Origin of the sequence: Paracoccus salsus, from assembly GCF_021556615.1 — a bacterium.
Classification (GTDB): domain Bacteria; phylum Pseudomonadota; class Alphaproteobacteria; order Rhodobacterales; family Rhodobacteraceae; genus Paracoccus; species Paracoccus salsus.
The window spans coordinates 177,002-199,413 of sequence record NZ_JAKGGD010000002.1 but is presented as its reverse complement, the minus strand read 5'-3'; the positions used below and the strand labels follow the sequence as shown (position 1 = coordinate 199,413).

Below are 22,412 nucleotides of genomic sequence, written 5' to 3'. Positions count from 1 at the left end.
GAATTCAGGCCGCCGAGCCGCCCACCGTCAGGCCGCCGATCATCAGCGTCGGCTGACCGACCCCCACGGGTACCCATTGCCCCTGTTTGCCGCAATTGCCGATCCCGGGGTCCAGCGCCATGTCGTTGCCGACCGCCCGCACCTGCTGCAAGGCCGTCGCGCCATCGCCGATCAGCGTGGCGCCCCGAATCGGGTCGCCCACGACGCCGTTCTTCACCCGATAGGCCTCGGTGCAGGAAAACACGAACTTGCCGTTCGTGATGTCCACCTGTCCGCCGCCAAAGCCGACGGCGTAGATGCCATCCTTCAGATCCGCCAGGATCGCCGCCGGATCGGAATCGCCGCCTGGCATGTAGGTGTTGGTCATGCGCGGCATCGGCGCATGGGCAAAGCTTTCGCGCCTGCCATTGCCGGTCGGCGCGACTCCCATCAACCGGGCGTTCTGGCGATCCTGCATGTAGCCGACAAGAACACCGTCCTCGATCAGCACGTTGCGGGCGGGCGGCGTGCCCTCGTCATCGACGCTGATGCTGCCGCGCCGGTCGGGGATGGTGCCGTCATCGACGACCGTCACGCCTGGGGCAGCGACACGCTGGCCCATCAGGCCGGCGAAAGCCGACGCCTTCTTGCGGTTGAAATCGCCCTCGAGGCCGTGGCCCACCGCCTCGTGCAGCAGAATGCCCGGCCAGCCGGGCCCCAGAACGACATCCATGACCCCGGCAGGCGCAGGGACGGAACGCAGGTTCAGCAGCGCGATCCGCAGCGCCTCGTCGACGGCGGGCTGCCAGTTCGCAGGCTCCATCAGGCCGTGCAGCGAGACGCGACCGCCCCCGCCGTGGCTGCCGGATTCGCGTCGGTCATTGTTCTCGACGATGACTGCGACATACAGTCGCGCCATCGGACGCGTATCGGTGACCAGACCGCCTTCCGGGCGCAGGATCGCGACCTCTTGCAGCGAAGACGCGATCGATACCGTCACCTGCACAACACGCGGATCGCTGGCCCTTGCGTAATCGTCGATCTGGCGCAGCAATTCGATCCGCCGCGCGATCGGTATGCCCTCGGCCGGGTCCATCGCGGCGTAAAGCGGGGTGGTGGCCATCGGCGCGGGCTGGGCCAGATTGCCGCCGCCGGCGCCGACGGCCAGGCGCGCAGTCTGCGCGGCGCGACGCAGCGATTCCTCTGTGATTTCGGTGGAATGCGCATAGCCGGTGACCTCGCCACGCACGGCGCGCAGTCCGAAGCCCTGTTCCGCCGTATAGCCCGAGTTCCGCAGCCTGCCGTCATCGAACACCAGCGTTTCGGCGGCCGAACGTTCCAGGAAAAGCTCTCCGTCATCGGCACCGGCAACGGCGTCGCGCAGGATCGCCAGCGCTCGGTCGCGGTCGAGGAAACGGGTAAACGGCTCGAAGCGGTCGCGGCTCATGTCTGGATTTCTCTCCGAATTGAGGAATAAAAGATGCGGCGCGGGAGATTTCAGCCCCGAAAATCGCACCTCTTTCCTAGGTATCCCTTGCCCGACAGGTTGAGATATGGTCATAGAACGAGCCATGTGAAAGGGAAAGGGGCGGCCTCGCGCGGCTCCCTCGGCCATGTGGCCGGGCCAACGCAACGGGATGGATTGATGGCAAAAGCGATGATTGGCCGTGCAGTCGCGGCAGCTACGGGGTTCGCAGCGGCGGGCACGCTGGCGGGCGCGGCACTGGCGCAGGATGCCCTTGGCGATCTGCCGGTGATCGGCAAGCCGATTGCAAAGGGGCTGGGATTTCAACCTGCGGCGACCGAACTGGCGCGCGACCAGCAATGGCTGGACTACTTCGTGCTGATCATCATCACTGCGGTGACGGTGCTGGTCTGCGTGCTGTTGCTGATCGTGATCTTCCGCTACAACAGCCGATCGAACCCGGTTCCCGCCAAGTTTACCCATAACACCCCTCTTGAGGTCGCATGGACGCTGGTGCCGGTGCTGATCCTGGTGGCAATCGGCGCGTTCTCGCTGCCGGCACTGTTCCGCAGCCAGGAAATGCCGCCCGATCCCGATGTGGTCATCAAGGCGATCGGCAACCAGTGGTACTGGTCCTACGAGTATCCCGACAACGATCTCAGCTTCGATTCGATCATGCTGACCAAGGAAGAACTGGCGGATTACGGCTACAACGAGGACGAGTACCTGCTGGCGACCGATACCGCGGTTGTAGTGCCCGTGGGCAAGACGGTGCTGCTTCAGGTTACCGCAAACGACGTGATTCACTCCTGGACCATTCCGTCCTTCGCGATCAAGCAGGACGCCGTTCCCGGCCGCATCGCTCAGGCATGGTTCAATGTCGAGAATGAGGGCGTGTATTTCGGCCAGTGCAGCGAATTGTGCGGGATCAACCACGCCTACATGCCGATCGTCGTGAAGGCGGTCAGCCCCGAGGTGTATGCCCAGTGGGTCGGCGAGCAGGGCGGGACCGTGCCCGATGATCAGCTTGCGGCTTTGGGCCTGGCCGCCGATAGCGGCGTTGAACTGGCCAAGGTCGAGTGACCGACCGGACCGCATGAAGGAACGATGACAGATATCAACGCATATGCAGGCGCCCCCGAGGCCGAGTTTGGCGACTATGTCGCGCTGCTGAAGCCGCGGGTCATGTCGCTGGTGGTTTTCACTACCATGGTAGGGCTGCTCGTGGCGCCGGTCGACGTGCATCCCGTCATCGCCTTCAGTTCGGTTCTGTTCATCGCCCTTGGCGGTGGCGCCTCTGGCGCCCTCAACATGTGGTATGACGCCGATATCGACGCCGTGATGACCCGCACGCGAAACCGCCCGGTTCCTTCGGGCCGCGCGACCGGCGGCGAGGCTTTGGCCCTCGGGCTGGTCCTTTCGGGCATCGCCGTGATGATGCTGGGTCTGGCGGCGAACTGGTTCGCCGCGGGGTTCCTGGCGTTCACGATCTTCTTCTACGCCGTCGTCTATACGATGTGGTTGAAGCGCTGGACGCCCCAGAACATCGTGATCGGCGGCGCGGCCGGGGCGTTTCCGCCGATGATCGGGTGGGCCTGCGCCACGGGCGGCATCAGCATCGAGTCGCTGCTGATGTTTGCGCTGATCTTCTTCTGGACTCCGCCCCATTTCTGGGCGCTGGCGCTGTTCATGAAGGAGGACTACCACAAGGCCGGCGTGCCGATGCTGACCGTGACGCATGGCCGGCCGGTGACCCGCCGCCATATCTTTGCCTACACGCTCGTGCTGGCCGCATTTGCCGTCGCGCTGGGGTTCACCTCGATCGGCGGTCCGGTCTACATGGCCGTCGCGGTCGTGCTGAACGCGATGTTCATCGCCGGCGGCTGGCGCATCATGCGCCGCACCGAGGATGCGGCGATTGCGGATGGATACAGGGTCGAGAAGCAAGTCTTCAGGCTGTCGCTCTACTATCTGTTCCTGCATTTTCTTGCGCTTCTGGTTCAGCATTGGGTGGGCGCATGGTGATGCCGATGCAGACCGAGCATGAACTGCACCGCCGCCGCCGTTCGCGCAATGTCGGGCTGGGGCTTGTGCTGGCCGCCTTCGTCACGCTTGTTTTCGCGCTGACCGTCGTCAAGGTGCGTCAGGGCGACCTGATGGAGGCCTATGACCACCAGCCGCGCGTCTCCGAACTGCCAATCGAGCAGGCCGCACCCGCCACGAACGAGAAGGAGGTCCAGCAATGAACCGCAATTCGCGCACTCTTCTGGCGCTGGTCGGAGTCGTGCTGACGATGGGAGCCCTGGCTTGGGCGGCAGTGCCCTTCTACAGCTGGTTCTGCAGCGTGACCGGGTTCGGCGGCACGACGCAGGTCTCGACCGCCGCGCCGGACGAGGTGCTTGAGGAAATCGTGCGCGTGCGCTTCGACGCGAATGTGGACAAGAATCTGGACTGGACGTTCCGGCCGATGCAGAGGCGCATGGACGTGCGCATCGGTGAGAACGCAATGGCCTATTACGAGGCTGTCAACAACAGCGATCAGACCATCACCGGCACTGCAAGCTACAACGTCGCCCCCAACGTGGCAGGCTACTATTTCGACAAGATCCAGTGCTTCTGCTTCGAAGAACAGACGCTGAAGCCGGGCGAGCGCGTCGAGATGCCGATCAGCTTCTTTGTCGATCCCGAGCTGGTGAACGACCGCGACGCATTCTGGGTCAGGGACATCACGTTGTCCTACACCTTCCACCTGACCGAGCCGAAACAGGCGGCGCTTGACGTCGCGCCGGCCAATGACGTCAACTGATTTTCAAAGAACGAGAAGCCGACGGGGACCTGCTCATGGCGCACGCTAAGAACCACGACTATCACATTCTTCCGCCGTCCATCTGGCCTTTCATCGGCGCAGTGTCCGCGTTCATCATGCTGTTTGGCGCAGTGATGTGGATGCAGGATCATGGGCCCTGGATGTTCCTGATCGGCTTCGTCGGCGTGCTTTACGTCATGTACAGTTGGTGGGCCGACGTGATTCGCGAAGGTGAGACGGGCGACCATACGCCGGTCGTTCGCCTGGGGCTGCAATACGGATTCCTGCTGTTCATCATCTCCGAGGTGATGTTCTTCGTGGCGTGGTTCTGGAACTGGTTCAAGAACGTGCTGTATCCGATGGGCCCGATGTCGCCCATCAAGGACGGCGTCTGGCCACCGGAAGGCATCGTGCCGTTCGACCCGTGGCACCTGCCGCTGATCAACACGCTGATCCTGTTGCTGTCGGGTGTGGCCGTGACCTGGGCGCACCATGCCTTCGTGCACGAAGGCGACCGCAAGACCACCATAAACGGTCTGATCATCGCCATCGTGCTGGGCATCGCCTTCTCGATTCTCCAGGCCTATGAATACAGTCATGCAGCCTTCGGCCTGGCCGATACGGCCTATGCCAGCGCGTTCTATCTGGCCACCGGCTTCCACGGGCTGCATGTCATCATCGGCACGATCTTCCTGGCCGTCTGCCTTTTCAGGTTCACCCGCGGTCAGATGACACAGACCCAGCATGTCGGGTTCGAGGCTGCGGCCTGGTACTGGCACTTCGTCGACGTGGTCTGGCTTTTCCTGTTCGGCGCCGTGTATATCTGGGGCAGCTGAGCCCCCCACCAGATCACCGATTGCGCGCGGGGCCCGGCCTCGCGCGTTTCTCTTTCCAGAGCCTGCCATGCCGTCATCTGACGCGGCGCGGGGCCGTCTGGATGGTGTTCGGCCTGGCGCCGTCGCGCCGATCGGGCATCTGTGCCAGTCGAGCAAGCTGAGGAGCATCATTGATGAAACGATACCTGTTCCCCGCGGTTCTCGGCGCTGTCGGCTGCGCGATCCTGATCAGCCTCGGCATGTGGCAGTTGCAGCGCATGGCCTGGAAGGAAGACATGCTGGCCCAGATCCGGGCCCGGATCGAGGCCCCGGCGGTGCCGCTGCCCGAACGGATCGATCCGGGGATGAAATACATGCCCGTGACGGTCAGCGGCACCACCACCGGCGACGAGATAGACGTCCTGTCGGGCAGCAAGGAACAGGGCGGCGGCTATCAGGTGGTGTCGCGCTTTCTGACCGATGACGGACGGGCGATCCTGCTGGATCGCGGGTTCATCCCGCAGCAGGCGCGTCACATGGATCGCGGGCCGGTCCGGCTGAAAGTGCGTGGCAACCTGCATTGGCCCGAGGAAAGAAGCGGTTCGACCCCTGCGCCCAATCTCGACGAGAATATCTGGTTTGCGCGCGATGTGCCCGCGATGGCCAAGGCGCTGGATACCGAGCCGATCCTGGTCGTTGCAAGCGTCGTCGAGGGCGACGCGCAAGGGGTCGAGCCGATCCCGGTGGCGATCGAGGGCATCCCCAACAACCACCTGTCCTATGCCTTGCAGTGGTTCATGATTGCCGTGGCATGGGCAGGGATGACACTGGGTCTGATCTGGCGTATCAGGCAGCGGAAATACTGAAGGAACGGCGATGCGTTACGTCTCGACGCGGGGGCAGGCCCCGGTTCTCGATTTCGAACAGGCCATGCTTTCCGGGCTGGCCCGCGACGGCGGGCTGTATCTGCCCGAAACCGTCCCGGCCTTTTCGGGTATCGAGGATCTGGACGGTCTTCCCTATGAAGAGGTGGCCTTTCGCGTCATCCGCCCGTTTACCGGCGACAGCTTCAGCGATGCCGATCTGCGTGGCGCGATCGAGCGTGCCTATGGCCGCATCGAACACAGCGCCAAGGCTCCGCTGAACCAGCTGGCCCCCGGCCATCACCTTCTGGAACTGTTTCACGGCCCGACACTGGCCTTCAAGGATTTCGCGATGCAGCTGATCGCGCAGCTGTTCCAGATCGCGCTCAAGCGCAGCGGCCAGCGGATCACCATCGTTGGCGCGACCTCGGGCGATACCGGCAGCGCCGCGATCGAGGCGTTCAGGGGAATCGACAATGTCGACGTGTTCATCATGTTCCCGCATGGCCGCGTCAGCGAGGTGCAGCGCCGGCAGATGACCACACCCGACGCCGCGAATGTCCACGCACTGGCCGTGACCGGGCATTTCGACGACTGCCAGGCGCGGCTGAAGGATCTGTTCAACGACCATGATTTCCGCGACGGGGTCGGGCTGGCCGGTGTCAACAGCATCAACTGGGCGCGGGTCGTCGCCCAGATCGTCTACTATTTCACCGCGGCCGCCAGTCTGGGCATGCGACCCACCGATTTCTGCGTGCCGACCGGCAATTTCGGAGACATCTTCGCTGGCAGCGTCGCTCGCGCGATGGGCGTTCCGATCCGCCGCCTGATCGTGGCCACCAATCAGAACGACATCCTGCACCGGGCGCTGACAGGCGGCGAATATCGCGTGGGCGAGGTCCATCCCACGATCAGCCCCTCGATGGACATCCAGGTCAGTTCGAACTTCGAACGCGCGCTTTACTGGGCCTATGGGGGCGATGGGTCGGCGATCGCGCAACTGATGGACGAACTGAGGACGGGCGGCGGCTTTGCCATCAGCCAGGGCGCGCGTCACGCTCTTCAGGAGCAATATCTTTCCGGCCGGGTCGGCGAGGACGAGACGCTGGCGATGATCCGCACGGTGCGAGAGGAAACCGGCCAGATCCTTTGCCCGCACAGTGCGGTGGGTGTCGCGGTCGCGCGTCAACATGTCGAGCCGGGCGTGCCCATGGTGACACTGGCGACAGCCCATCCGGCGAAATTTCCCGACGCCGTCGAGAAAGCCGTTGGCATTCGGCCGGCATTGCCGCCCCATATGGCTGGCCTTTTCGATCTGCCCGAGCGTGTGACGCGGGTGGACAACGACATCGAGGCCCTGAAATCGCTGATCCTGGAACGGAGAGCCCATTGACGATCGACCCGCATCTGCGCCTGACGACGCTGCCCAACGGATTGCGCGTCGCGACGCGCACCATGCCGGGCCTTCATTCGGCGGCCCTTGGGGTATGGGTGAATGCCGGCGGGCGGAACGAGCGGGTCGAACAGAACGGCATCGCGCATTTCCTGGAACACATGGCCTTCAAGGGCACCGCCACGCGCAGTGCCCTGCAGATCGCCGAGGCGATCGAGGATGTCGGCGGCTTCATCAACGCCTATACCTCGCGCGACGCGACGGCCTATTATGTCCGCGTGCTCGAGGATGATGTCGATCTGGCCTTCGACGTGATTTCGGACATCGTCCTCAATCCGGTCTTCGACGAACGCGAGATCGAGGTCGAGCGTGGCGTGATCCTGCAAGAGATCGGGCAGGCGATGGACACGCCCGACGACATCATCTTCGACTGGCTGCAAGAGGCCGCCTATCCTGACCAGGCCATCGGCCGGCCGATCCTTGGGCCGGTCGAACGGGTCAGCGGTTTCGGCCGCGCCGATCTGTCAGATTTCGTTGCCGAGAATTACGGTCCGGGGCAGATGATCGTTGCCGCCTCGGGAGCCGTCGATCACGACCGGATCGTGCGGCTGGCCGAGGCCGCGTTCGGATCCCTGTCTCCGATCCTGCAGAAGCCGCGCGAAGGCGCCGTCTGGCAGGGCCGCGAACTGCGTCGGGTGAAGAAGCTGGAGCAGGCGCATTTCGCGCTAGCGCTTGAAGGACCGGGCTATCTGGCGCCGGATTTCTATGCGGCGCAGATCTTTTCCGCGGCGCTTGGCGGCGGCATGTCGTCGCGGCTGTTCCAGAAGATCCGCGAGGAACGCGGGCTTTGCTACACGATCTTCGCGCAGTCCGGCTTTCACGACGACACCGGGATGATGACCATCTATGCCGGTACCGGCGGCGAGGATGTGTCCGATCTGGCCAGGCTGACGATAGACGAGGTCAAGCGTGCGGCAGGCGACATGACCGAGGCCGAGGTCGCGAGGGCCAAGGCACAGCTGCGCGCCGGCCTGCTGATGGGTCTGGAAAGCCCCTCGGCGCAGGCCGAACGGATCGCCCGCGTCCTGGCGATCTGGGGCAGGGTGCTTGACCCGACCGAAGTGGCCGAGCGCATCGCGGCTGTCAGCCTGGCGGATGTGCGGGCCCATGCCGAGCGGCTGATCGGTCAGGCGCGTCCGGCACTGGCGCTGTATGGTCCGGTGAAGTCGGCGCCCTCGCGCGAAGAGCTTGCCGAAAGGCTTGCCGCCTGATGTTTCCAAGAAGACGCCCCGTCCGGCTGGAAACCGAGCGGATCGTCCTGCGGCTGCCCGCCCATTCCGACTTCAACGCCTGGACGGCGCTGAGGGTCGAGAGCCGCGATTTCCTGACCCCCTGGGAGCCGGTCTGGTCCCCCGATCACCTGTCACGCAAGAGCTTTACCAACCGCGTCTACTGGGCCGCGCGCGCGAGCCGGGGCGGGACGGCGCTGCCGCTGTTCCTGCTGCGCCGCGATGGCGTTCTGCTGGGCGCCATCACCCTGGACAATATTCGTCGCGGGCCGGCGCAGTCGGGAACGCTGGGCTATTGGATCGGGAAGCCTTTCATCCGCCAGGGATATATGCGCGAGGCCATAGGGGCGTTGGTCCATCATGCCTTCACGACGCTGGACCTGTCGCGCGTCGAAGCGGCCTGCCTGCCCGAGAACGCCGCCTCGCGCGGGGTGCTTGAGCGTTCGGGCTTCAAGTACGAGGGCGTCGCGCAAAGCTATCTGCAGATCAATGGCAGGTGGCGCAATCATGTCCTTTACGCCAATCTGCGCGGTGACCGGCGCGGACGCAGCGAGGCGCGCTAGGGATATTGCGTCCCGCGATGGCCGGGGGGCCGGCCCCCCGGACCCCCCCTGTACGGTGCGAGGAAAGAGGGTGACGACATGGGACTGAACCCTGCGGATGAACGGCTTGCGGCGCGGTTGCCCGCTGGTGTTCTGCGCGACGTGGCGCCGGCCTATCTGGAGGAGCCGCGGGGTCGCTTCGCGGGGCGGGCCGGGCTGGTCGCCGCGCCGCGCGACGTCGAGGAAGCCGCGGCGGTGGTTCGCGCCTGTGCCCGGGAACGGGTGGCCATCGTGCCGCGTGGCGGCGGTACCGGACTTGTCGGAGGCCAGGTCATGCCGGACGGACCGGCGCCGCTGATCCTGTCACTGGAGCGAATGGCGGCAATTCGCGAGGTTTTCGCCGATGAGGGCGTGATGGTGGCCGAGGCCGGCGTGACGTTGCAGAATGCGCGCGATGCGGCGGCCTCGGTCGGACGACAGTTTCCGCTGTCGCTGGCGTCCCAGGGGTCCGCGCAGATCGGCGGCGTCCTTTCGACCAACGCCGGAGGGGTCAACGTCCTGCGCCACGGCAACGCCCGGGCACTGTGCCTTGGAATCGAGGCGGTGTTGCCCTCGGGTCAGATCATGCGCGACCTGAAGCGGCTGCGAAAGGACAACACCGGCTATGACCTGCGCGACCTGCTGATCGGCGCCGAGGGCACGCTGGGGGTCATCACCGCCGCCTCGCTGGTGCTGGCGCCGATTCCAGCCGAGACCGGGGTGGCCTTGCTGGTGGTCGAGGACCCTCGATCGGCGCTGCGGCTTCTGTCCCTGGCGCAGGCGCACATGGCGGGCGGCGTGACGGCGTTCGAGTTGATCGCGGGTCAGGGATTGCGGTTTCTGGCCGAGCATTTCCCGCTGATGCGCCAGCCGTTCCAGCCCGCGCCGGACTGGCTTGTCCTGATCGAGGTCGGGCTGCCTGCGGGCCTGGCCGCAGAGACAGCGCTTGAGGCCCTGTTCGTCGCGGGTACCGAGGCAAGGCTGGTCAAGGACGGGGTAATCGCGCAATCGGGCCGGCAAGCGGCCGATTTCTGGGCGCTGCGCGAGCATATCCCGTTGGCCAACCGCGCGGTGGGCGCCATTGCCAGCCACGATATCAGCCTGCCGTTGTCCGAGGTGGCGGGGTTCATCGACGACGCCGGCGCTCTGCTGGCCGACCAGAGTGACATCCGGATCAACTGTTTCGGCCATCTGGGCGACGGCAATCTGCATTTCAACCTGTTCCCTGCCGCGGGGCGAGAGCGCGGGGAGTACGAGCATCTTCGCCCAGCCCTGTCCCGCATGATCCATGAGATGGTCGTGGCAAGGGGAGGCTCTTTCTCGGCCGAACACGGGATCGGGCGGCTGAAGACACGCGATCTGGCGACCTGGGCAGACCCGGTCCGTCTGGCGGCGATGCGCGCGATCAAGGCCGCATTGGACCCGGCGGGAATCATGAACCCCGGGGCGGTCTTGTGAGAAGAGCCATTGCTGCGAATATCATTTCTTAAGTTTTCCATCATATTCGGGCATGGTCGTCCGAGACAGGGAGAAGATGATGCGCCTTCGCTTTACCCGCGTATCCGAGCGCGTTCGGTACTATGAACGCTATATCCCGTTCGCCATAGCGGTCGGGCTGATCCCGCTGGGGCTGCTGCTGACCTCGGCCGCGCCGGGGCTTGGATGGCTTCTGGCCGTGCTGGGGCTGGCCGGCACGCTGACCGGAATCTACGATCTGCTGCAAACTCAGCACGCGCTGATGCGGAATTATCCGCTATCCTCGCGAATGCGATACCTGCTGGAACATTTTCGCCCCGAGATCCGGCAGTATTTCGTCGAGGACGACCATGCCGAGACGCCCTTTTCGCGAGAGCAGAGGGCGGTCGTCTATCGCCGCGCGAAAGGGGTCGAGGGGGTCCGGCCGTTCGGAACGCTGCGCGATGTCTACAGCAGCGGGTATGAGTGGCTGAATCACTCGATGGCCACCACGCATCTGGATCACCAGGATTTCCGAATCCGGATCGGCGGTCCGGATTGCAGGCAACCCTACGACAGCTCGGTCGTGAACATTTCGGGAATGTCCTATGGCGCCCTGTCGCCCAACGCGATCGAAGCGCTGAACCGGGCCGCGAAGGCCGGCGGATTTGCCCATACGACCGGAGAGGGATCGATCTCGCGCTTTCACCGGATGGGGGGCGATCTGGTCTGGCAGATCGGTTCGGGCTATTTCGGCTGCCGCGACGCGAGCGGCAATTTCGATCCGGACGGTTTCAGCCTCGCGGCTGCCGACCCGGCGGTGAAGATGATCGAGATCAAGCTGAGCCAGGGCGCCAAGCCAGGCCACGGGGGGATCCTGCCGGGACCGAAGGTGACCGAGGCGATCGCCGAGGCGCGCGGCGTACCGGTCGGCGTCGCCTGTGTCAGCCCGGCGTCGCATTCGGCCTTCTCGACGCCGCGCGGGTTGTGCGAATTCATCGCCCAGCTGCGCGACCTGTCAGGCGGCAAGCCGGTCGGCATCAAGATGTGCGTGGGCCATCCCTGGGAATGGTTCGCGATGGCCAAGGCCTTTCAGAGCATTGGAATCGCGCCCGATTTCATCGTCGTGGACGGCGGCGAGGGAGGCACGGGGGCGGCGCCGGTCGAGTTCGCCGACCACAAGGGTGCTCCGCTGCGCGAAGGGCTGATGCTGGTCCACAATACCCTGGTCGGGCTGGGAATACGGGATCGGATCAAGCTGATCGCGTCGGCCAAGATCATCACGGCGTTCGATATCTGCCGGATTTCAGCCTTGGGCGCGGACGGCGTGAACATGGCGCGCGGGTTCATGTTCGCGATCGGCTGCATCCAGGCGCAAGCCTGCCATACCGGCAAATGCCCGACCGGCATCACCACCCAGGATCCCGATCGCTATCGCGCGCTGGTCGTGCCCGACAAGGCCGAGCGGGCGGCGCGGTTCCATGCCGCGACGATGCATGCGTTGAAGGAGGCCTGCGAAAGTTCGGGATTGTGCCATCCGGACGAATTCACGCCCGACCATCTGATGATTCGCACCGGGCCGCGAGAGGTCCGGTCGGCGGCCAGCCTCTACGACTGGGCCAGCCCCGGCGCGTTGTTGGAGGGAGAGGTGACCCATCCCGCCTTCGCGAAATACTGGAACCGCGCGCAGATCGACAGCTGGGCGATGGCAGCCTGAAGGCTCGTGCGACTTCGTATTTCAGCTTGCGCGAAACGCCGAAATCCGATCACGCCGAAGTTCATTTCACCGGAGATCCGAAACGCGAAATGGTGATCTCGCAGGGCGAGATTGATTTTGTGTTGTTTGGTGACGATGTGAAGGCATTTATTGATCGCCCGTCCGACTACATCGCCCGGGCCATCGAGGCGAGCGGCCGGAAGGTGAATGCGCTCAGGGTCGAAGATGCCGAAACGACGGACGACAAGACCCGGAGTGCCTTCCGCATGGCCGGATGCATCGCCGGTAAATGCACATGGGTGCATATCGACGAGCCCGCAGAGCACGAGAGCACCTGGATATGCATCAAGTTGCCCTACACAATGCTGACACCCTTCTGAGGGACCGTCCGTCAAGGTGGTGCAATTTCCCAGATGGCCTGAGGTCATCATCAGGCGGCTTTCGTTGTTCTGCTGAGAATGGGGTCGATGTTCTCCTCGCCGATCTGCGCGAAGGCCGCGACCACCACGTAGCGGTTTGAGGTCTGCCATTCGTCGTTCCGCGCGAACAGCACGGCGCCGATCAGACGCATGATCGAGGCCCGGACGGGGCAGATGCCCACGACCTCGGCACGACGCTTCACCTCCTTTTTCAGACGTTCTATCGGGTTCGTGCTATGCAACTTGGTTCGATGCTGGCGCGGGAACGCCATATAGGCCAGCACATCAAGTTCGCCGGCATCCATCAGGTCGGTGAGCTTGGGCCAACGCGGGCGGAGCTGATCAGCCACGCGCCGCCAGGTTTCCCCGGCATATTGACGGTCGGGCTGGTCAAATACCTGCCGGATCGCGGCGGCCACGACCGTGTGCTGGCCGCGCGAGACATGGGCCAGGGCGTTGCGCATCCAGTCAACGCGGCAGCGCTGCCATGCCGCCTCGAAGACGCGCGCGCTTGCGCCTTTCAGGAAGGTATCGGCGTCGCTGATCACCAGGGTTCACGCCATCAAGGCCGCGGGCCTTCCGGCCGCGCAGCAAGCCCATCCAAACGGTCTCGGCCTCCGTGGGACCAACACCCAGACCCATGATCTCGCGACGCCCCTCCGTGTTGGCGGCAACGGCGATTATGGCAGCCACACTGACGATCCGCCCGCCTTGGCGTTGTTCGAGGCAGGCGGCGTCGATCCAGACATAGGGCCGGTCCCCGGTCAGCGGGCGGTCCAGGAACTCGCCGCCCCGTTCATCGATGGCCTTGCACAGCTTGGCCAGGGGGCTCTTCGAGATGCCGCTCAGCCCCATGGCCCGCACCAGCTCGTCAACACGCCGGGTCGAGACGCCGCCGGTCCAGGCCTCGTGGATCACCGCAACCAGGGCCTGCTCAGACGTTTTGCGGGCCTCAAGGAAGCCAGGGAGAATCGCTGCCCTGCCGCCGCGTCGGCACCTTCAGGTTCAGCGTTCCCAGCCGGGTGTCCAGAGAGCGGTCACGTTAGCCATTACGCCAGGTCGTGCGCTGCTCAGCCCGTTCATGGCGGCCGGCACCGATCAGGCCATCGACATCGCTCTCGATCATCGGTTGCAGAACAGCCTCCACGATCGAGCGCAGCAAGTCGCCCTGATCATGCTTTGCAAAAGCTCGGTTAAGTCCGGTTTGCGTTTGATCATCGGGGTCTCGGTGTGGTTCGTGGTCGAGGTCGCCAAACTCCACCTCGACCATACATATCGATGGCCACCTGAGATCACACCGATGACGGCGCAGAAATTTCACCACGTGCCCGAACACTGCCAGCGACGGTCGGCACAGGGCCGGGCAGGCTGCCTACGCTCGCCGTGTGGCTGCAGGACAAGCCACGACTTTCCGCGAATCAGGTGGCGAGCGTGGGCGCTACAGGGCCAATTTCAGCTTGTGATCAGTCTGCGGGGGGCAGGATCTCGAGATTGACCGCCGCATACCAGTCCGCGACAGCCCGGATCTCGTCATCGGTCATCCCCGCCGCCACCTCGGACATGATGTCGTGCTGCCGTTTGCCGCGCTTGAAGGCCTTGAGCTGCGTGTCGATGTAGATGTTCGTTTCACCTGCGAGATTCGGCGCGTCGAGGATGGGCGAGATCCCGTTGGCACCATGGCAGGATACACAGGCCTGCGGGGCATCCTCGGCCGCGACACCCTGCGGCAAGGTTCCCTGCGCCGTGTGGGCACCATACCACGCCGCCACGTCGGAAATCTGCTGTGCGCTCAGACCGGCCGCGACGACGCTCATCATCTCGTGTTCCCGCTGGCCGGTCTTGAAGGCCAGAAGTTGAGCCTCGAGATAGGATGCCGGCTCGCCGCCGATATGCGGCGCGATGGGGATCGCGGCATAGCCGTCGATCCCGTGACAGGTGCGACACATGTTGGCAACCATCCGCCCCGCTTGCGGATCCTCGGACCGGGCTGGCGCCGAAAGCCCCCCGGCGAGCGCAAGCCCGCCGAGGATGATGATGGCCGGATGCCTCACTCGGCAGGCATCCCGACATAGGCGATCCGCCAGATTGCGCCGGCGAAGTCATCGGAGACCAGCATCGAGCCGTCGGGCAGGAACTCGATATCCATCGGGCGTCCGCGATACTCGCCCGTGGCCTCGTTCAGCCAGCCATCGGCAAAGACCTGCGCCCCCGCGGCGTTGCCTTCTTCGTCAAGCGCCGTGAACATGACCCGCGCGCCCACGGGCACGGTGCGGTTCCAGGACCCGTGTTGCGCCCAGAAGATGCCGCCATGGTATTTTTCGGGGAAGCTGTCATCGTGATAGAAACGCATGCCAAGATCGGCCGCATGCGCGGTCAGTTCAAGCTGCGGCTCGATGAAGGTCACGCCCTCGGGCCGCGGCACATCCTTGTATTCGGGAATTTCGACCCCGCCATTGACCCACGGAAAGCCGAAATGCTGGCCTGCCGCGGTCTGACGGTTCAGTTCGCCAGGCGGGATGTCGTCGCCCATCCCGTCCACCTGGTTGTCGGTCCACCACAGCTCGCCCGTGGCCGGATTGAAGTCCTGGCCCACGGAATTCCGGATGCCGCGGGTATACACCTCGCGCTCTGACCCGTCTGTGTTCATCCGGATGATGCCGCCGATCCCCAGTTCGTCGTACATCTCCAGCTTCTCGACGGGCTGCACGTTGTAGGGCTGACCCAGCGACACGTAGAGCTTCCCGTCCGGGCCGATATCGCAGACGCGCGCGGTGTGATTGAAGCTTTCCTCTTCTGGCGGGATCAGTTCGCCCTGCGCGACAACGACGCCAACCGCGGGGTCGGGGCCTTCGAAAAAGAACTCTGCCGCGGGAAAGACCAGCACGCGGTTGCGTTCGGCGATGTAGAGGAAGCCATCGGGCGAGAAGCATGGCCCGTTGGGAATGTCGAACGTGACCGAGGGCGCGAAATTCTTGACCTCATCGGCCACCCGGTCGCGGTCCCGATCGACGATCGACCACACCTTGTCCTTGCGCGTCCCTGCAAACAGCACGGTGCCCTGGGGCGCCATCGCCATCGAACGCGCGTCCGGAACGACGGCATAGAGGCTGACCTCGAATCCATCGGGCACATTGATGTGCTCGACGATCGCCCTGAGCGCCTCGGCTCGTTCGCCCCCCTGATCGACGAACGCGAAGGTCGCGTCCGTCTTTTGCATGTTGGTGAGCTTGTCCATGTTGTCCTGCGCCGCAAGCGGCGAAGACAGCATTGTCGTGCATAGCACGGCAGCAAGGCTGCGCTGCATCATGATCGTTCCTCCCGAGTCAATTCCAGGCTCTCGTTTTCGGACGAGATTGCGGTACCGGCTACCGTGCATGGATGGTTGCGCGGGCCGTTCCTTGAGTCAACGCCAAATGATCGAACCCGGGCCGCGACCCGGACCTGGCCTTCGAGGCGGCATCGCCGTCTCATCGGGCGGGGCGTTGTGAGACGCCTGCCCCATGCGAGATGCGGCGGATATGTGGATTTGCCCCCCGGGCCGGTGCTGACTCAGGCGCGGTCCTGCGCTCAATCCCCCTCGAACGCGCAGAGCGCGTGGACCGGCATGTTCATCGCTTCCAGCCGCTGGCGGCCGCCGAGATCGGGCAGGTCGATGACGAAGGCGCAGCCGATGACCTCGGCGCCAAGGCGGCGGCAAAGCGTGATCCCGGCCTCGGCCGTGCCGCCGGTGGCCAGCAGGTCATCGACGATCAGCACACGCTCGCCGGTCTTGAGGGCATCGTCGTGGATCTCCATCACCGCCTCGCCATATTCCAGCAGATAGGATTCCGAGATCACGGTGCCGGGCAGCTTGCCCTTCTTGCGGACCGGCACGAAGCCCGTCGAAAGCTGGTGGGCCAGCGCGCCGCCAAGGATGAAGCCGCGCGCCTCGAGCCCCACGACCTTGTCGATGCGGACGCCTGCATAGGGGTGCAGAAGCTGGTCGATCGCCATGCGGAAGCCGCGCGCATCCGCGAACAGCGTGGTCACGTCGCGAAACATGATCCCCTCATGCGGGAAATCGACAATGGTGCGGATATAGTCCCGGACCGTCACGGTCATGCCGGGCGCTCCATCTCGAACAGGTCGTGGACGGCAGCGTAATCCTTGTAGCCGAGGCGGGCGATCCAGCCGCCGGCGCGGCGCGGGTCGAAGCGGCCGTCGATCACGCAATCGTCGCGGATATGGACGCCGGTGACGACGCCGAGCACCATCACATTCGCCTTGCCTGCCAGTGGCACGATCTGTGTCATGCGGCATTCCAGCGCCGCGGCGGCGCCGGCCACGCGCGGACAGTCGATGCTGCGGCATTCGGCCGCGTCGATCCCCGCTGCCGCGAACTCGCTGGTTCCGGCATCAAGGGCGGCCGAACTGGCATTGATCTGGTCGCGCAGGTCGCCGGTCGCGATGTTCACGCAGAACACCCCGGTCTCGATGATCTGGGCGACGCTGTCCTTGGTGCCGCCCCGGTCCGCCTTGGCCCCGGTCGAGGCGAACATCACCTGCGGCGGAACATAGGCCACGGCATTGAAGAACGAATAGGGCGCAAGGTTGTCGCCCTGCGCGCCGCGGGTCGAGATCCAGCCGATCGGCCGGGGCGCGACGATCGCGTTGAAGGGGTTGTGAGGCAGGCCGTGACCGGCTTCGGGGCGATAGAACATGGGCGGCCTCCTGTGATGAGCCTGCCCAACCTGCCATCGCTTTTCAGGCTCTGCAATGTTCCGCTTGGCCAACGGCCATGCTAAGGCGCCGGCAGAACGAGGAGGCGCGATGTACGAGATCTGCCCCGAGACGCCGGCGGACGAATACGAGGTCGAGGCGCTCTATGATCTGTGCTTCTCGCCGGGGCGCACGGCGCTGTCATCCTATCGTCTGCGCGAGGGCGTGCCGAGGGTCGCCGATCTGTGCCTGATCCTGCGCGACCCGTCCGGTATGGTGCTGGCCGCGATCCGGTTCTGGCCGGCGCGCATCGGCCCGCACAGGGTGCTGCTGCTGGGTCCGGTCGCCGTCCATCCGACCGCGCAGGGCGAGGGGCTTGGCGGCCTGCTGATGCGCAACAGCCTGACGCGCGCGCGCGCGATGGGTTGGGGCCGGGTGCTGCTGGTCGGCGACGAGCCCTATTATTCGCGGTTCGGATTCCACAAGCTGGAGGGTGTCGAGATGCCGCCCCCGACCAACCCCGACCGGGTGCTGGGGCTGGAACTTCACGACGGCGCCTGGGTTGGGGTGCAGGGCATGGTCACGCGCGAGGAACGACCCGAGCTTCGCGCAGGGCTGGCGGAAATGGCCGGGACTCCCCATATCGGGTCGGCATGTAGCGAGGTCGAGCATCCAAGAGATGACACAGATGGTTCCCAATCGCCAGGCGGTGCTGCCGCCGATCAGTGACCCCACGATTCGCGCCCAGATCGACCGACTGGCGCGGCGCCATGCCGATGCCGGCGGGCTGGGGATGGAGATCATGTCGATGATCGGCAACAGCGCCGAGGGGCTGATCGAGCGTCTGCCGGACTTCGTGCGCTCGCGCATGGACCGGCTGACACGGATCGCGCTCGGCCGCGCCTTTGCCGCCGCCGCCGGAACGCGGCGGGTGGTCCGGGACCGGGGCGACTGGTTCAATCGCATGGCCTCGACCGTCAGCGGCGCGGCGGGTGGCGCCGCCGGGTTCGCCGGCGCGATGGTCGAATTGCCGTTCACGGTCACGCTGTTGCTGCGCTCCATGCTGGAAATCGCCGCGGAACACGGGCTGGACCCCGACAGCGACGAGGTGCGGATGGAATGTCTGCGCATCTTCGCCGCCGCTGGCCCGATGGATGATGATGACGGAAGCGATCTGGGCCTGCTGGCGGCCCGGCTGTCGGTCACCGGTCAGACGGTCCAGGGGCTTATCAGCCGGGTCGCGCCGCGGCTTTCGGTGTCGCTGGGGCAGAAGCTGGCGGCGCAGGCCGCACCGGTCTTTGGCGCCTTCGTGGGCGCCTCGATCAACTATACCTTCGCGCGCTATTACCAGGAACTGGCGCGGGTGCATTTCGGTATCATGCGGCTGGCGCACGAAACCGGCCTGCCCCACGAGGCGCTGGTCGAGGCGCTGCGGCTGTCGATCGAGCGGATCGACGAGCGCCGCGCGGCGCGTCGGTGATGGCGGTTTCGGTGCGTTCGCTGCCCCGGCAAGCCTAGTCGTCCTCGCCGGCCTCGAGCGCGAGGGGGGCGACCGGCACCGCCAGATCATCGGTCGACAGACCGGCGCGCGGCCGGGCGAGGCGGGCGCGGGTGATCCAGTGCAGCCGTTCCTGCGCGCGCGTGATGGCCACATAGGCCAGTCGTTTCCACAACGCGACGCCCGCCTCGGTTCGGTTGGACCATGCGGCGGCGGCGATGTCGGGCCCGAAGACCTGCACATCGGGCCACTGGCTGCCCTGCGACTTGTGGATGGTGACCGCCGCGCCGTGCAGGAAGGCCGCGCCCATATGTGCCGCGTAGGGGATGAAGGGCTCGTCCTGGCCCGGCATCTCGATCTTCACGATGCTGGCCGCGGACAGGCGCGGATCCTCGGCCCCGATCACGTGAAGGCGCGAGAAGCCTGATTTCTTGCCCGGCCCCAGATAGATGACCTGCGCGCCCTTGATGAGGCCGCGCGCCTCGAGGTCGATGCGTTTCTTGCGGTATTTCAGCGGCAGTTCCAGCCCGTCGCACACCAGCGGCTCGCCCGGCAAGAGCGCGTCGCCGGGTGCGCCGAATGCGGCGCGGAAAGCGTGGATCAGCCTGATGCGCGTGGCGTTGCGCCAGACCAGAACCGGGCTGCGGGCCATCAGGTCCGACTCGACGCGCTCGGCCCAGATCACGCGGTCATCGCGGGACGCCGCCTCGCGCACGAGGCGTTCGAAGGCATCGAAGGTCAGGCTGACGTCGGACAAGGCGTGGGCCAGATCAAGGATCGGGCTGTCATCGGCCTGGCGGTGGATGCGGTGCAGGACCAGCCGCTGGCTTTCGGCAAGCCGGTCGAAAACCATCTCGCCGGACTGGCCGACCGGGGCCAGCTGCGCCGGGTCGCCGAACAGCACCAGCACCGGAAAGATCTCGCGCAGATCGTCGAACTGGCGTTCGTCCAGCATCGAGGATTCGTCGATCAGGCCGATATCCAGACCGTCCTCGCGCCGTTTCCAGCCCTTGATGAAGTCCGAGCCGCGCAGGCCGGCCGCCGCCAGCGCGCCGGGGATCGAGGCGTGCTGGTCGTAGAAGGCCCTGGCGCGGGCCAGAGCCTCGTCGGACAGGCTGTCGATCGTGGGGCGTGTGCCCTCGCCGGTCAGCCATTCGGCGATGCGTTCGTATTCGGGGTCATAGACCGGGGTGTAGAGAATGCGGTGGATCGTCGTCGCCGGAACGCCGCGGGTCCGCAGCACGAAGGCGGCCTTGTTGGTCGGCGCGAGGATCGCCACCGTGCGGCGGTCCTTGCGGCGGCGACCCTCGTAATCGGCGCTGATGATGTCCACGCCGGCGGCACGCAGGGCGCGGGTCATTTCCGACAGCAGCAGCGTCTTGCCCGAGCCGGCCTTGCCGATCACTGCCATCACCCGGCCCTTGCCGGGTCTTGGCGGGCTGATCTCTTCGGCCACCAGATCGACGCCGGCGGTGCGGAAGGTTTCTGCCAGCGCGTCCCAGGCGTCGGCCTGATCGGGTGACAGCGCGGGAACGGGGGCAGGGGCGGTGGACAGGCCGGTCATCGCCCAGCCATATCGCGCCGCCGCCGGAAAGCGAAGAGCCATGCAACCTTTCGCGAAATCGCGCGTGGTTGCGCGCAGGGAGGAAGCAGGATGATCGAATTGTTCTTCGTCACATGCCTCATGGCCGAGCCCGATGTCTGCCAGGATCGCAGCCTTCTGTTCGAAGAGCAGAACGGCTTGTTCACCTGCATGCTGCAAGGTCAGAACGAACTGGCCCGGTGGATCGAGACACATCCGCGCGAAACCGTTCGCGAATGGAAATGCCGCTATTCCGGTGCCGGTGGGACGGACATCTGACCGGCCCGACGCCCGGATCGCGGGTCAGGGCGGCGTGGAGAGATGATCGCATCGGCGGCGTGCAGAGACAGCCGGGCACCGCGCGCGATGCGGCGGTACCCGGCGGGCTTGATCCGTGTCGGTCGCTTGCTAGAGGCGTCCGGCCTCCAGCGCGTCCTCGAAGGTGCGCAGCCCGGTCGTCGGCGACTGCACCAGAACCGCCATGTTGCCCGGCTTGTGCTGGTTCTTGTACATCTTCATGTGCGCCTGCGGGATCTCGGCCCAGGGGAACACCTCGGACATGCAGGGATCGAGCCGGCGTTCCAGCATCAGCCGGTTGGCCGCGCTGGCCTGCTTGAGATGGGCGAAATGGCTGCCTTGCACGCGCTTCTGGTGCATCCAGAGATAGCGCACGTCGAAGGTGCAGTTGAAGCCGGTGGTGCCGGCGCAGATCACCACCATGCCGCCCTTCTTGCACACGAATGTCGAGACCGGGAAGGTCGCCTCGCCGGGGTGCTCGAAGACGATATCGACATTGTTGCCCTTGCCGGTGATGTCCCAGATCGCCTTGCCGAACTTGCGGACCTCGTTGAACCACTCCTTGTATTCCGGCGTGTTCACGGTGGGCAGCTGGCCCCAGCAGGTGAATTCCTTGCGGTTGATGACGCCCTTGGCGCCGAGACCCATGACGAAGTCGCGCTTGTCCTCCTCGCTGATCACGCCGATGGCGTTGCCGCCCGCAGCGTTGATCAGCTGGATCGCGTAGGAGCCGAGGCCGCCCGACGCGCCCCAGACCAGCACGTTCATGCCGGGCTTCAGCTCGTGCGGCTCATGGCCGAACAGCATCCGGTAGGCGGTGGCCAGCGTCAGCGTGTAGCAGGCCGATTCCTCCCATGTCAGGTGGCGCGGGCGCGGCATTAGCTGCTGCGACTGGACGCGGGTGAACTGCGCGAAGCTGCCGTCCGGCGTCTCGTATCCCCAGATGCGCTGGGTCGGTGAATACATCGGGTCGCCGCCGTTGCATTCCTCGTCGTCGCCGTCGTCCTGGTTGCAGTGGATCACGACCTCGTCGCCGACCTTCCAGCGCTTGACCTTGTCGCCCACGGCCCAGACTATGCCCGAGGCATCCGACCCGGCGATGTGATAGGGCTGCTTGTGGACGTCGAACATGCTGACCGGAATGCCGAGCCCCGCCCAGATGCCGTTGTAGTTGACGCCTGCCGCCATCACCAGGACCAGCACCTCGTTGCTGTCGATCGTGGGCGTATCCACGACCTCGAGCTGCATCGCCTGAGTGGGCTCTCCCTGCCGTTCGCGGCGGATCGCCCAGGCATGCATCTGCCGGGGCACATGGCCAAGCGGCGGCATCTCACCGATTTCGTAGAGATCCTTCTCGGGCGCCTCGTAAGGCGCAATCTGGGACGGTGCGTCCAGGGCCATGATTTTCTCCTTCGTCGTGCCGCAGCGCAGAATCGCCACGCTTCTTGCAGTTGCGTATCGGTGTGCGCGCAACATTGCAACAGGCTGATGGGTAATTTGGGTAACAATATGTCCGAAATTGGCGTGTCGTGCGGGCGTGCGTAGCCGCAGTGCA

General features: G+C 65.2%; 22 protein-coding genes and 1 pseudogene. 15 read left to right on the top strand and 8 right to left on the bottom strand.

Annotated elements, in window-relative coordinates; all coding sequences use genetic code 11:
• Positions 1 to 4: 4 nt before the first annotated feature.
• Entirely contained in the window at positions 5 to 1,426 is a 1,422-nt protein-coding gene (gene tldD / locus L1965_RS04280; protein ID WP_235755173.1) for a metalloprotease TldD, read from the bottom strand.
• A 210-nt stretch (positions 1,427 to 1,636) separates the two neighbouring features.
• On the opposite strand from tldD, the gene coxB reads away from it, so the two are divergent.
• The 12 genes from coxB (at position 1,637) to L1965_RS04220 (ending at position 12,743) form a co-directional block, all read left to right on the top strand.
• Entirely contained in the window at positions 1,637 to 2,527 is an 891-nt protein-coding gene (gene coxB / locus L1965_RS04275; RefSeq protein ID WP_235755172.1) for a cytochrome c oxidase subunit II, read from the top strand.
• Between the two features lie 24 nt (positions 2,528 to 2,551).
• A complete protein-coding gene (cyoE, locus tag L1965_RS04270) occupies positions 2,552 to 3,469 on the top strand; it encodes a heme o synthase (protein WP_235755171.1) in 918 nt (305 codons plus the stop codon).
• A 5-nt stretch (positions 3,470 to 3,474) separates the two neighbouring features.
• Positions 3,475 to 3,690: a cytochrome c oxidase system small membrane protein gene (locus L1965_RS04265; RefSeq protein WP_235755170.1), complete on the top strand. Its 216-nt coding sequence runs from the start codon at positions 3,475 to 3,477 to the stop codon at positions 3,688 to 3,690.
• Positions 3,687 to 4,250 (top strand): cytochrome c oxidase assembly protein, encoded by a 564-nt coding sequence (locus tag L1965_RS04260; protein WP_235755169.1) that lies wholly within the window; start codon positions 3,687 to 3,689, stop codon positions 4,248 to 4,250. The genes L1965_RS04265 and L1965_RS04260 overlap by 4 nt, the downstream gene beginning before the upstream one ends.
• 35 nt (positions 4,251 to 4,285) lie before the next feature.
• Positions 4,286 to 5,086: a cytochrome c oxidase subunit 3 gene (locus L1965_RS04255; RefSeq protein WP_235755168.1), complete on the top strand. Its 801-nt coding sequence runs from the start codon at positions 4,286 to 4,288 to the stop codon at positions 5,084 to 5,086.
• A gap of 173 nt (positions 5,087 to 5,259) precedes the next feature.
• Positions 5,260 to 5,931 (top strand): SURF1 family protein, encoded by a 672-nt coding sequence (locus tag L1965_RS04250; RefSeq protein ID WP_235755167.1) that lies wholly within the window; start codon positions 5,260 to 5,262, stop codon positions 5,929 to 5,931.
• 10 nt (positions 5,932 to 5,941) lie between these two features.
• Positions 5,942 to 7,321, top strand: coding sequence for a threonine synthase (thrC, locus tag L1965_RS04245; RefSeq protein WP_235755166.1), 1,380 nt, complete (start codon positions 5,942 to 5,944; stop codon positions 7,319 to 7,321).
• Positions 7,318 to 8,592, top strand: a complete 1,275-nt coding sequence (locus L1965_RS04240) for a M16 family metallopeptidase (protein ID WP_277882936.1) — start codon at positions 7,318 to 7,320, stop codon at positions 8,590 to 8,592. The genes thrC and L1965_RS04240 overlap by 4 nt, the downstream gene beginning before the upstream one ends.
• On the top strand, positions 8,592 to 9,173 hold the full coding sequence (locus tag L1965_RS04235; RefSeq protein WP_235755165.1) for a GNAT family N-acetyltransferase: 582 nt from the start codon (positions 8,592 to 8,594) through the stop codon (positions 9,171 to 9,173). The genes L1965_RS04240 and L1965_RS04235 overlap by 1 nt, the downstream gene beginning before the upstream one ends.
• Before the next feature lie 78 nt (positions 9,174 to 9,251).
• Complete coding sequence (locus L1965_RS04230) at positions 9,252 to 10,649, top strand: FAD-binding oxidoreductase (protein ID WP_235755164.1); 1,398 nt, start codon at positions 9,252 to 9,254, stop codon at positions 10,647 to 10,649.
• 79 nt (positions 10,650 to 10,728) lie between these two features.
• Positions 10,729 to 12,363: an FMN-binding glutamate synthase family protein gene (locus L1965_RS04225; protein WP_439332059.1), complete on the top strand. Its 1,635-nt coding sequence runs from the start codon at positions 10,729 to 10,731 to the stop codon at positions 12,361 to 12,363.
• Between the two features lie 26 nt (positions 12,364 to 12,389).
• Positions 12,390 to 12,743 (top strand): hypothetical protein, encoded by a 354-nt coding sequence (locus L1965_RS04220; RefSeq protein ID WP_235755162.1) that lies wholly within the window; start codon positions 12,390 to 12,392, stop codon positions 12,741 to 12,743.
• Between the two features lie 50 nt (positions 12,744 to 12,793).
• Here the strand turns inward: L1965_RS04220 and L1965_RS04215 are convergent.
• The 5 genes and pseudogenes from L1965_RS04215 to L1965_RS04195 form a co-directional block, all read right to left on the bottom strand.
• Positions 12,794 to 13,944, bottom strand: a pseudogene (locus L1965_RS04215) (IS256 family transposase).
• 301 nt (positions 13,945 to 14,245) lie between these two features.
• Entirely contained in the window at positions 14,246 to 14,833 is a 588-nt protein-coding gene (locus L1965_RS04210) for a c-type cytochrome (RefSeq protein ID WP_235755161.1), read from the bottom strand.
• Positions 14,830 to 16,089, bottom strand: a complete 1,260-nt coding sequence (locus L1965_RS04205) for a PQQ-dependent sugar dehydrogenase (protein WP_439332045.1) — start codon at positions 16,087 to 16,089, stop codon at positions 14,830 to 14,832. Before L1965_RS04205 ends, L1965_RS04210 begins: the two co-directional genes overlap by 4 nt.
• 260 nt (positions 16,090 to 16,349) lie before the next feature.
• Positions 16,350 to 16,883: an adenine phosphoribosyltransferase gene (locus tag L1965_RS04200; protein WP_235755160.1), complete on the bottom strand. Its 534-nt coding sequence runs from the start codon at positions 16,881 to 16,883 to the stop codon at positions 16,350 to 16,352.
• A complete protein-coding gene (locus L1965_RS04195; protein WP_235755159.1) occupies positions 16,880 to 17,482 on the bottom strand; it encodes a flavin reductase family protein in 603 nt (200 codons plus the stop codon). The genes L1965_RS04200 and L1965_RS04195 overlap by 4 nt, the downstream gene beginning before the upstream one ends.
• 109 nt (positions 17,483 to 17,591) lie before the next feature.
• On the opposite strand from L1965_RS04195, the gene L1965_RS04190 reads away from it, so the two are divergent.
• Both L1965_RS04190 and L1965_RS04185 read left to right on the top strand, forming a co-directional pair.
• Positions 17,592 to 18,209: a GNAT family N-acetyltransferase gene (locus L1965_RS04190; RefSeq protein ID WP_235755158.1), complete on the top strand. Its 618-nt coding sequence runs from the start codon at positions 17,592 to 17,594 to the stop codon at positions 18,207 to 18,209.
• Complete coding sequence (locus L1965_RS04185) at positions 18,160 to 18,960, top strand: EcsC family protein (RefSeq protein WP_235755157.1); 801 nt, start codon at positions 18,160 to 18,162, stop codon at positions 18,958 to 18,960. The genes L1965_RS04190 and L1965_RS04185 overlap by 50 nt, the downstream gene beginning before the upstream one ends.
• Positions 18,961 to 18,994: 34 nt before the next feature.
• Here L1965_RS04185 and L1965_RS04180 read toward each other — a convergent pair whose 3' ends face one another.
• On the bottom strand, positions 18,995 to 20,542 hold the full coding sequence (locus tag L1965_RS04180) for an ATP-dependent DNA helicase (RefSeq protein ID WP_235755595.1): 1,548 nt from the start codon (positions 20,540 to 20,542) through the stop codon (positions 18,995 to 18,997).
• A gap of 90 nt (positions 20,543 to 20,632) precedes the next feature.
• On the opposite strand from L1965_RS04180, the gene L1965_RS04175 reads away from it, so the two are divergent.
• Positions 20,633 to 20,839: a hypothetical protein gene (locus tag L1965_RS04175; RefSeq protein WP_235755156.1), complete on the top strand. Its 207-nt coding sequence runs from the start codon at positions 20,633 to 20,635 to the stop codon at positions 20,837 to 20,839.
• A gap of 129 nt (positions 20,840 to 20,968) precedes the next feature.
• Here L1965_RS04175 and ccrA read toward each other — a convergent pair whose 3' ends face one another.
• Complete coding sequence (gene ccrA, locus L1965_RS04170) at positions 20,969 to 22,258, bottom strand: crotonyl-CoA carboxylase/reductase (RefSeq protein ID WP_235755155.1); 1,290 nt, start codon at positions 22,256 to 22,258, stop codon at positions 20,969 to 20,971.
• Between the last annotated feature and the right edge of the window lie 154 nt (positions 22,259 to 22,412).

Excerpts from the sequence above, each read along its gene's own strand:
- L1965_RS04185 (WP_235755157.1), top strand. The coding sequence starts at position 18,160 with ATGACACAGATGGTTCCCAATCGCCAGGCGGTGCTGCCGCCGATCAGT.
- ccrA (WP_235755155.1), bottom strand. The coding sequence starts at position 22,258 with ATGGCCCTGGACGCACCGTCCCAGATTGCGCCTTACGAGGCGCCCGAG.
- cyoE (WP_235755171.1), top strand. The coding sequence starts at position 2,552 with ATGACAGATATCAACGCATATGCAGGCGCCCCCGAGGCCGAGTTTGGC.
- L1965_RS04235 (WP_235755165.1), top strand. The coding sequence starts at position 8,592 with ATGTTTCCAAGAAGACGCCCCGTCCGGCTGGAAACCGAGCGGATCGTC.
- L1965_RS04175 (WP_235755156.1), top strand. The coding sequence starts at position 20,633 with ATGATCGAATTGTTCTTCGTCACATGCCTCATGGCCGAGCCCGATGTC.
- L1965_RS04225 (WP_439332059.1), top strand. The coding sequence starts at position 10,729 with ATGCGCCTTCGCTTTACCCGCGTATCCGAGCGCGTTCGGTACTATGAA.
- L1965_RS04195 (WP_235755159.1), bottom strand. The coding sequence starts at position 17,482 with ATGTTCTATCGCCCCGAAGCCGGTCACGGCCTGCCTCACAACCCCTTC.
- L1965_RS04260 (WP_235755169.1), top strand. The coding sequence starts at position 3,687 with ATGAACCGCAATTCGCGCACTCTTCTGGCGCTGGTCGGAGTCGTGCTG.
- thrC (WP_235755166.1), top strand. The coding sequence starts at position 5,942 with ATGCGTTACGTCTCGACGCGGGGGCAGGCCCCGGTTCTCGATTTCGAA.
- L1965_RS04255 (WP_235755168.1), top strand. The coding sequence starts at position 4,286 with ATGGCGCACGCTAAGAACCACGACTATCACATTCTTCCGCCGTCCATC.
- L1965_RS04265 (WP_235755170.1), top strand. The coding sequence starts at position 3,475 with ATGCAGACCGAGCATGAACTGCACCGCCGCCGCCGTTCGCGCAATGTC.
- L1965_RS04200 (WP_235755160.1), bottom strand. The coding sequence starts at position 16,883 with ATGACCGTGACGGTCCGGGACTATATCCGCACCATTGTCGATTTCCCG.
- L1965_RS04180 (WP_235755595.1), bottom strand. The coding sequence starts at position 20,542 with ATGACCGGCCTGTCCACCGCCCCTGCCCCCGTTCCCGCGCTGTCACCC.
- tldD (WP_235755173.1), bottom strand. The coding sequence starts at position 1,426 with ATGAGCCGCGACCGCTTCGAGCCGTTTACCCGTTTCCTCGACCGCGAC.
- L1965_RS04190 (WP_235755158.1), top strand. The coding sequence starts at position 17,592 with ATGTACGAGATCTGCCCCGAGACGCCGGCGGACGAATACGAGGTCGAG.
- L1965_RS04230 (WP_235755164.1), top strand. The coding sequence starts at position 9,252 with ATGGGACTGAACCCTGCGGATGAACGGCTTGCGGCGCGGTTGCCCGCT.
- L1965_RS04205 (WP_439332045.1), bottom strand. The coding sequence starts at position 16,089 with ATGATGCAGCGCAGCCTTGCTGCCGTGCTATGCACGACAATGCTGTCT.
- coxB (WP_235755172.1), top strand. The coding sequence starts at position 1,637 with ATGATTGGCCGTGCAGTCGCGGCAGCTACGGGGTTCGCAGCGGCGGGC.
- L1965_RS04250 (WP_235755167.1), top strand. The coding sequence starts at position 5,260 with ATGAAACGATACCTGTTCCCCGCGGTTCTCGGCGCTGTCGGCTGCGCG.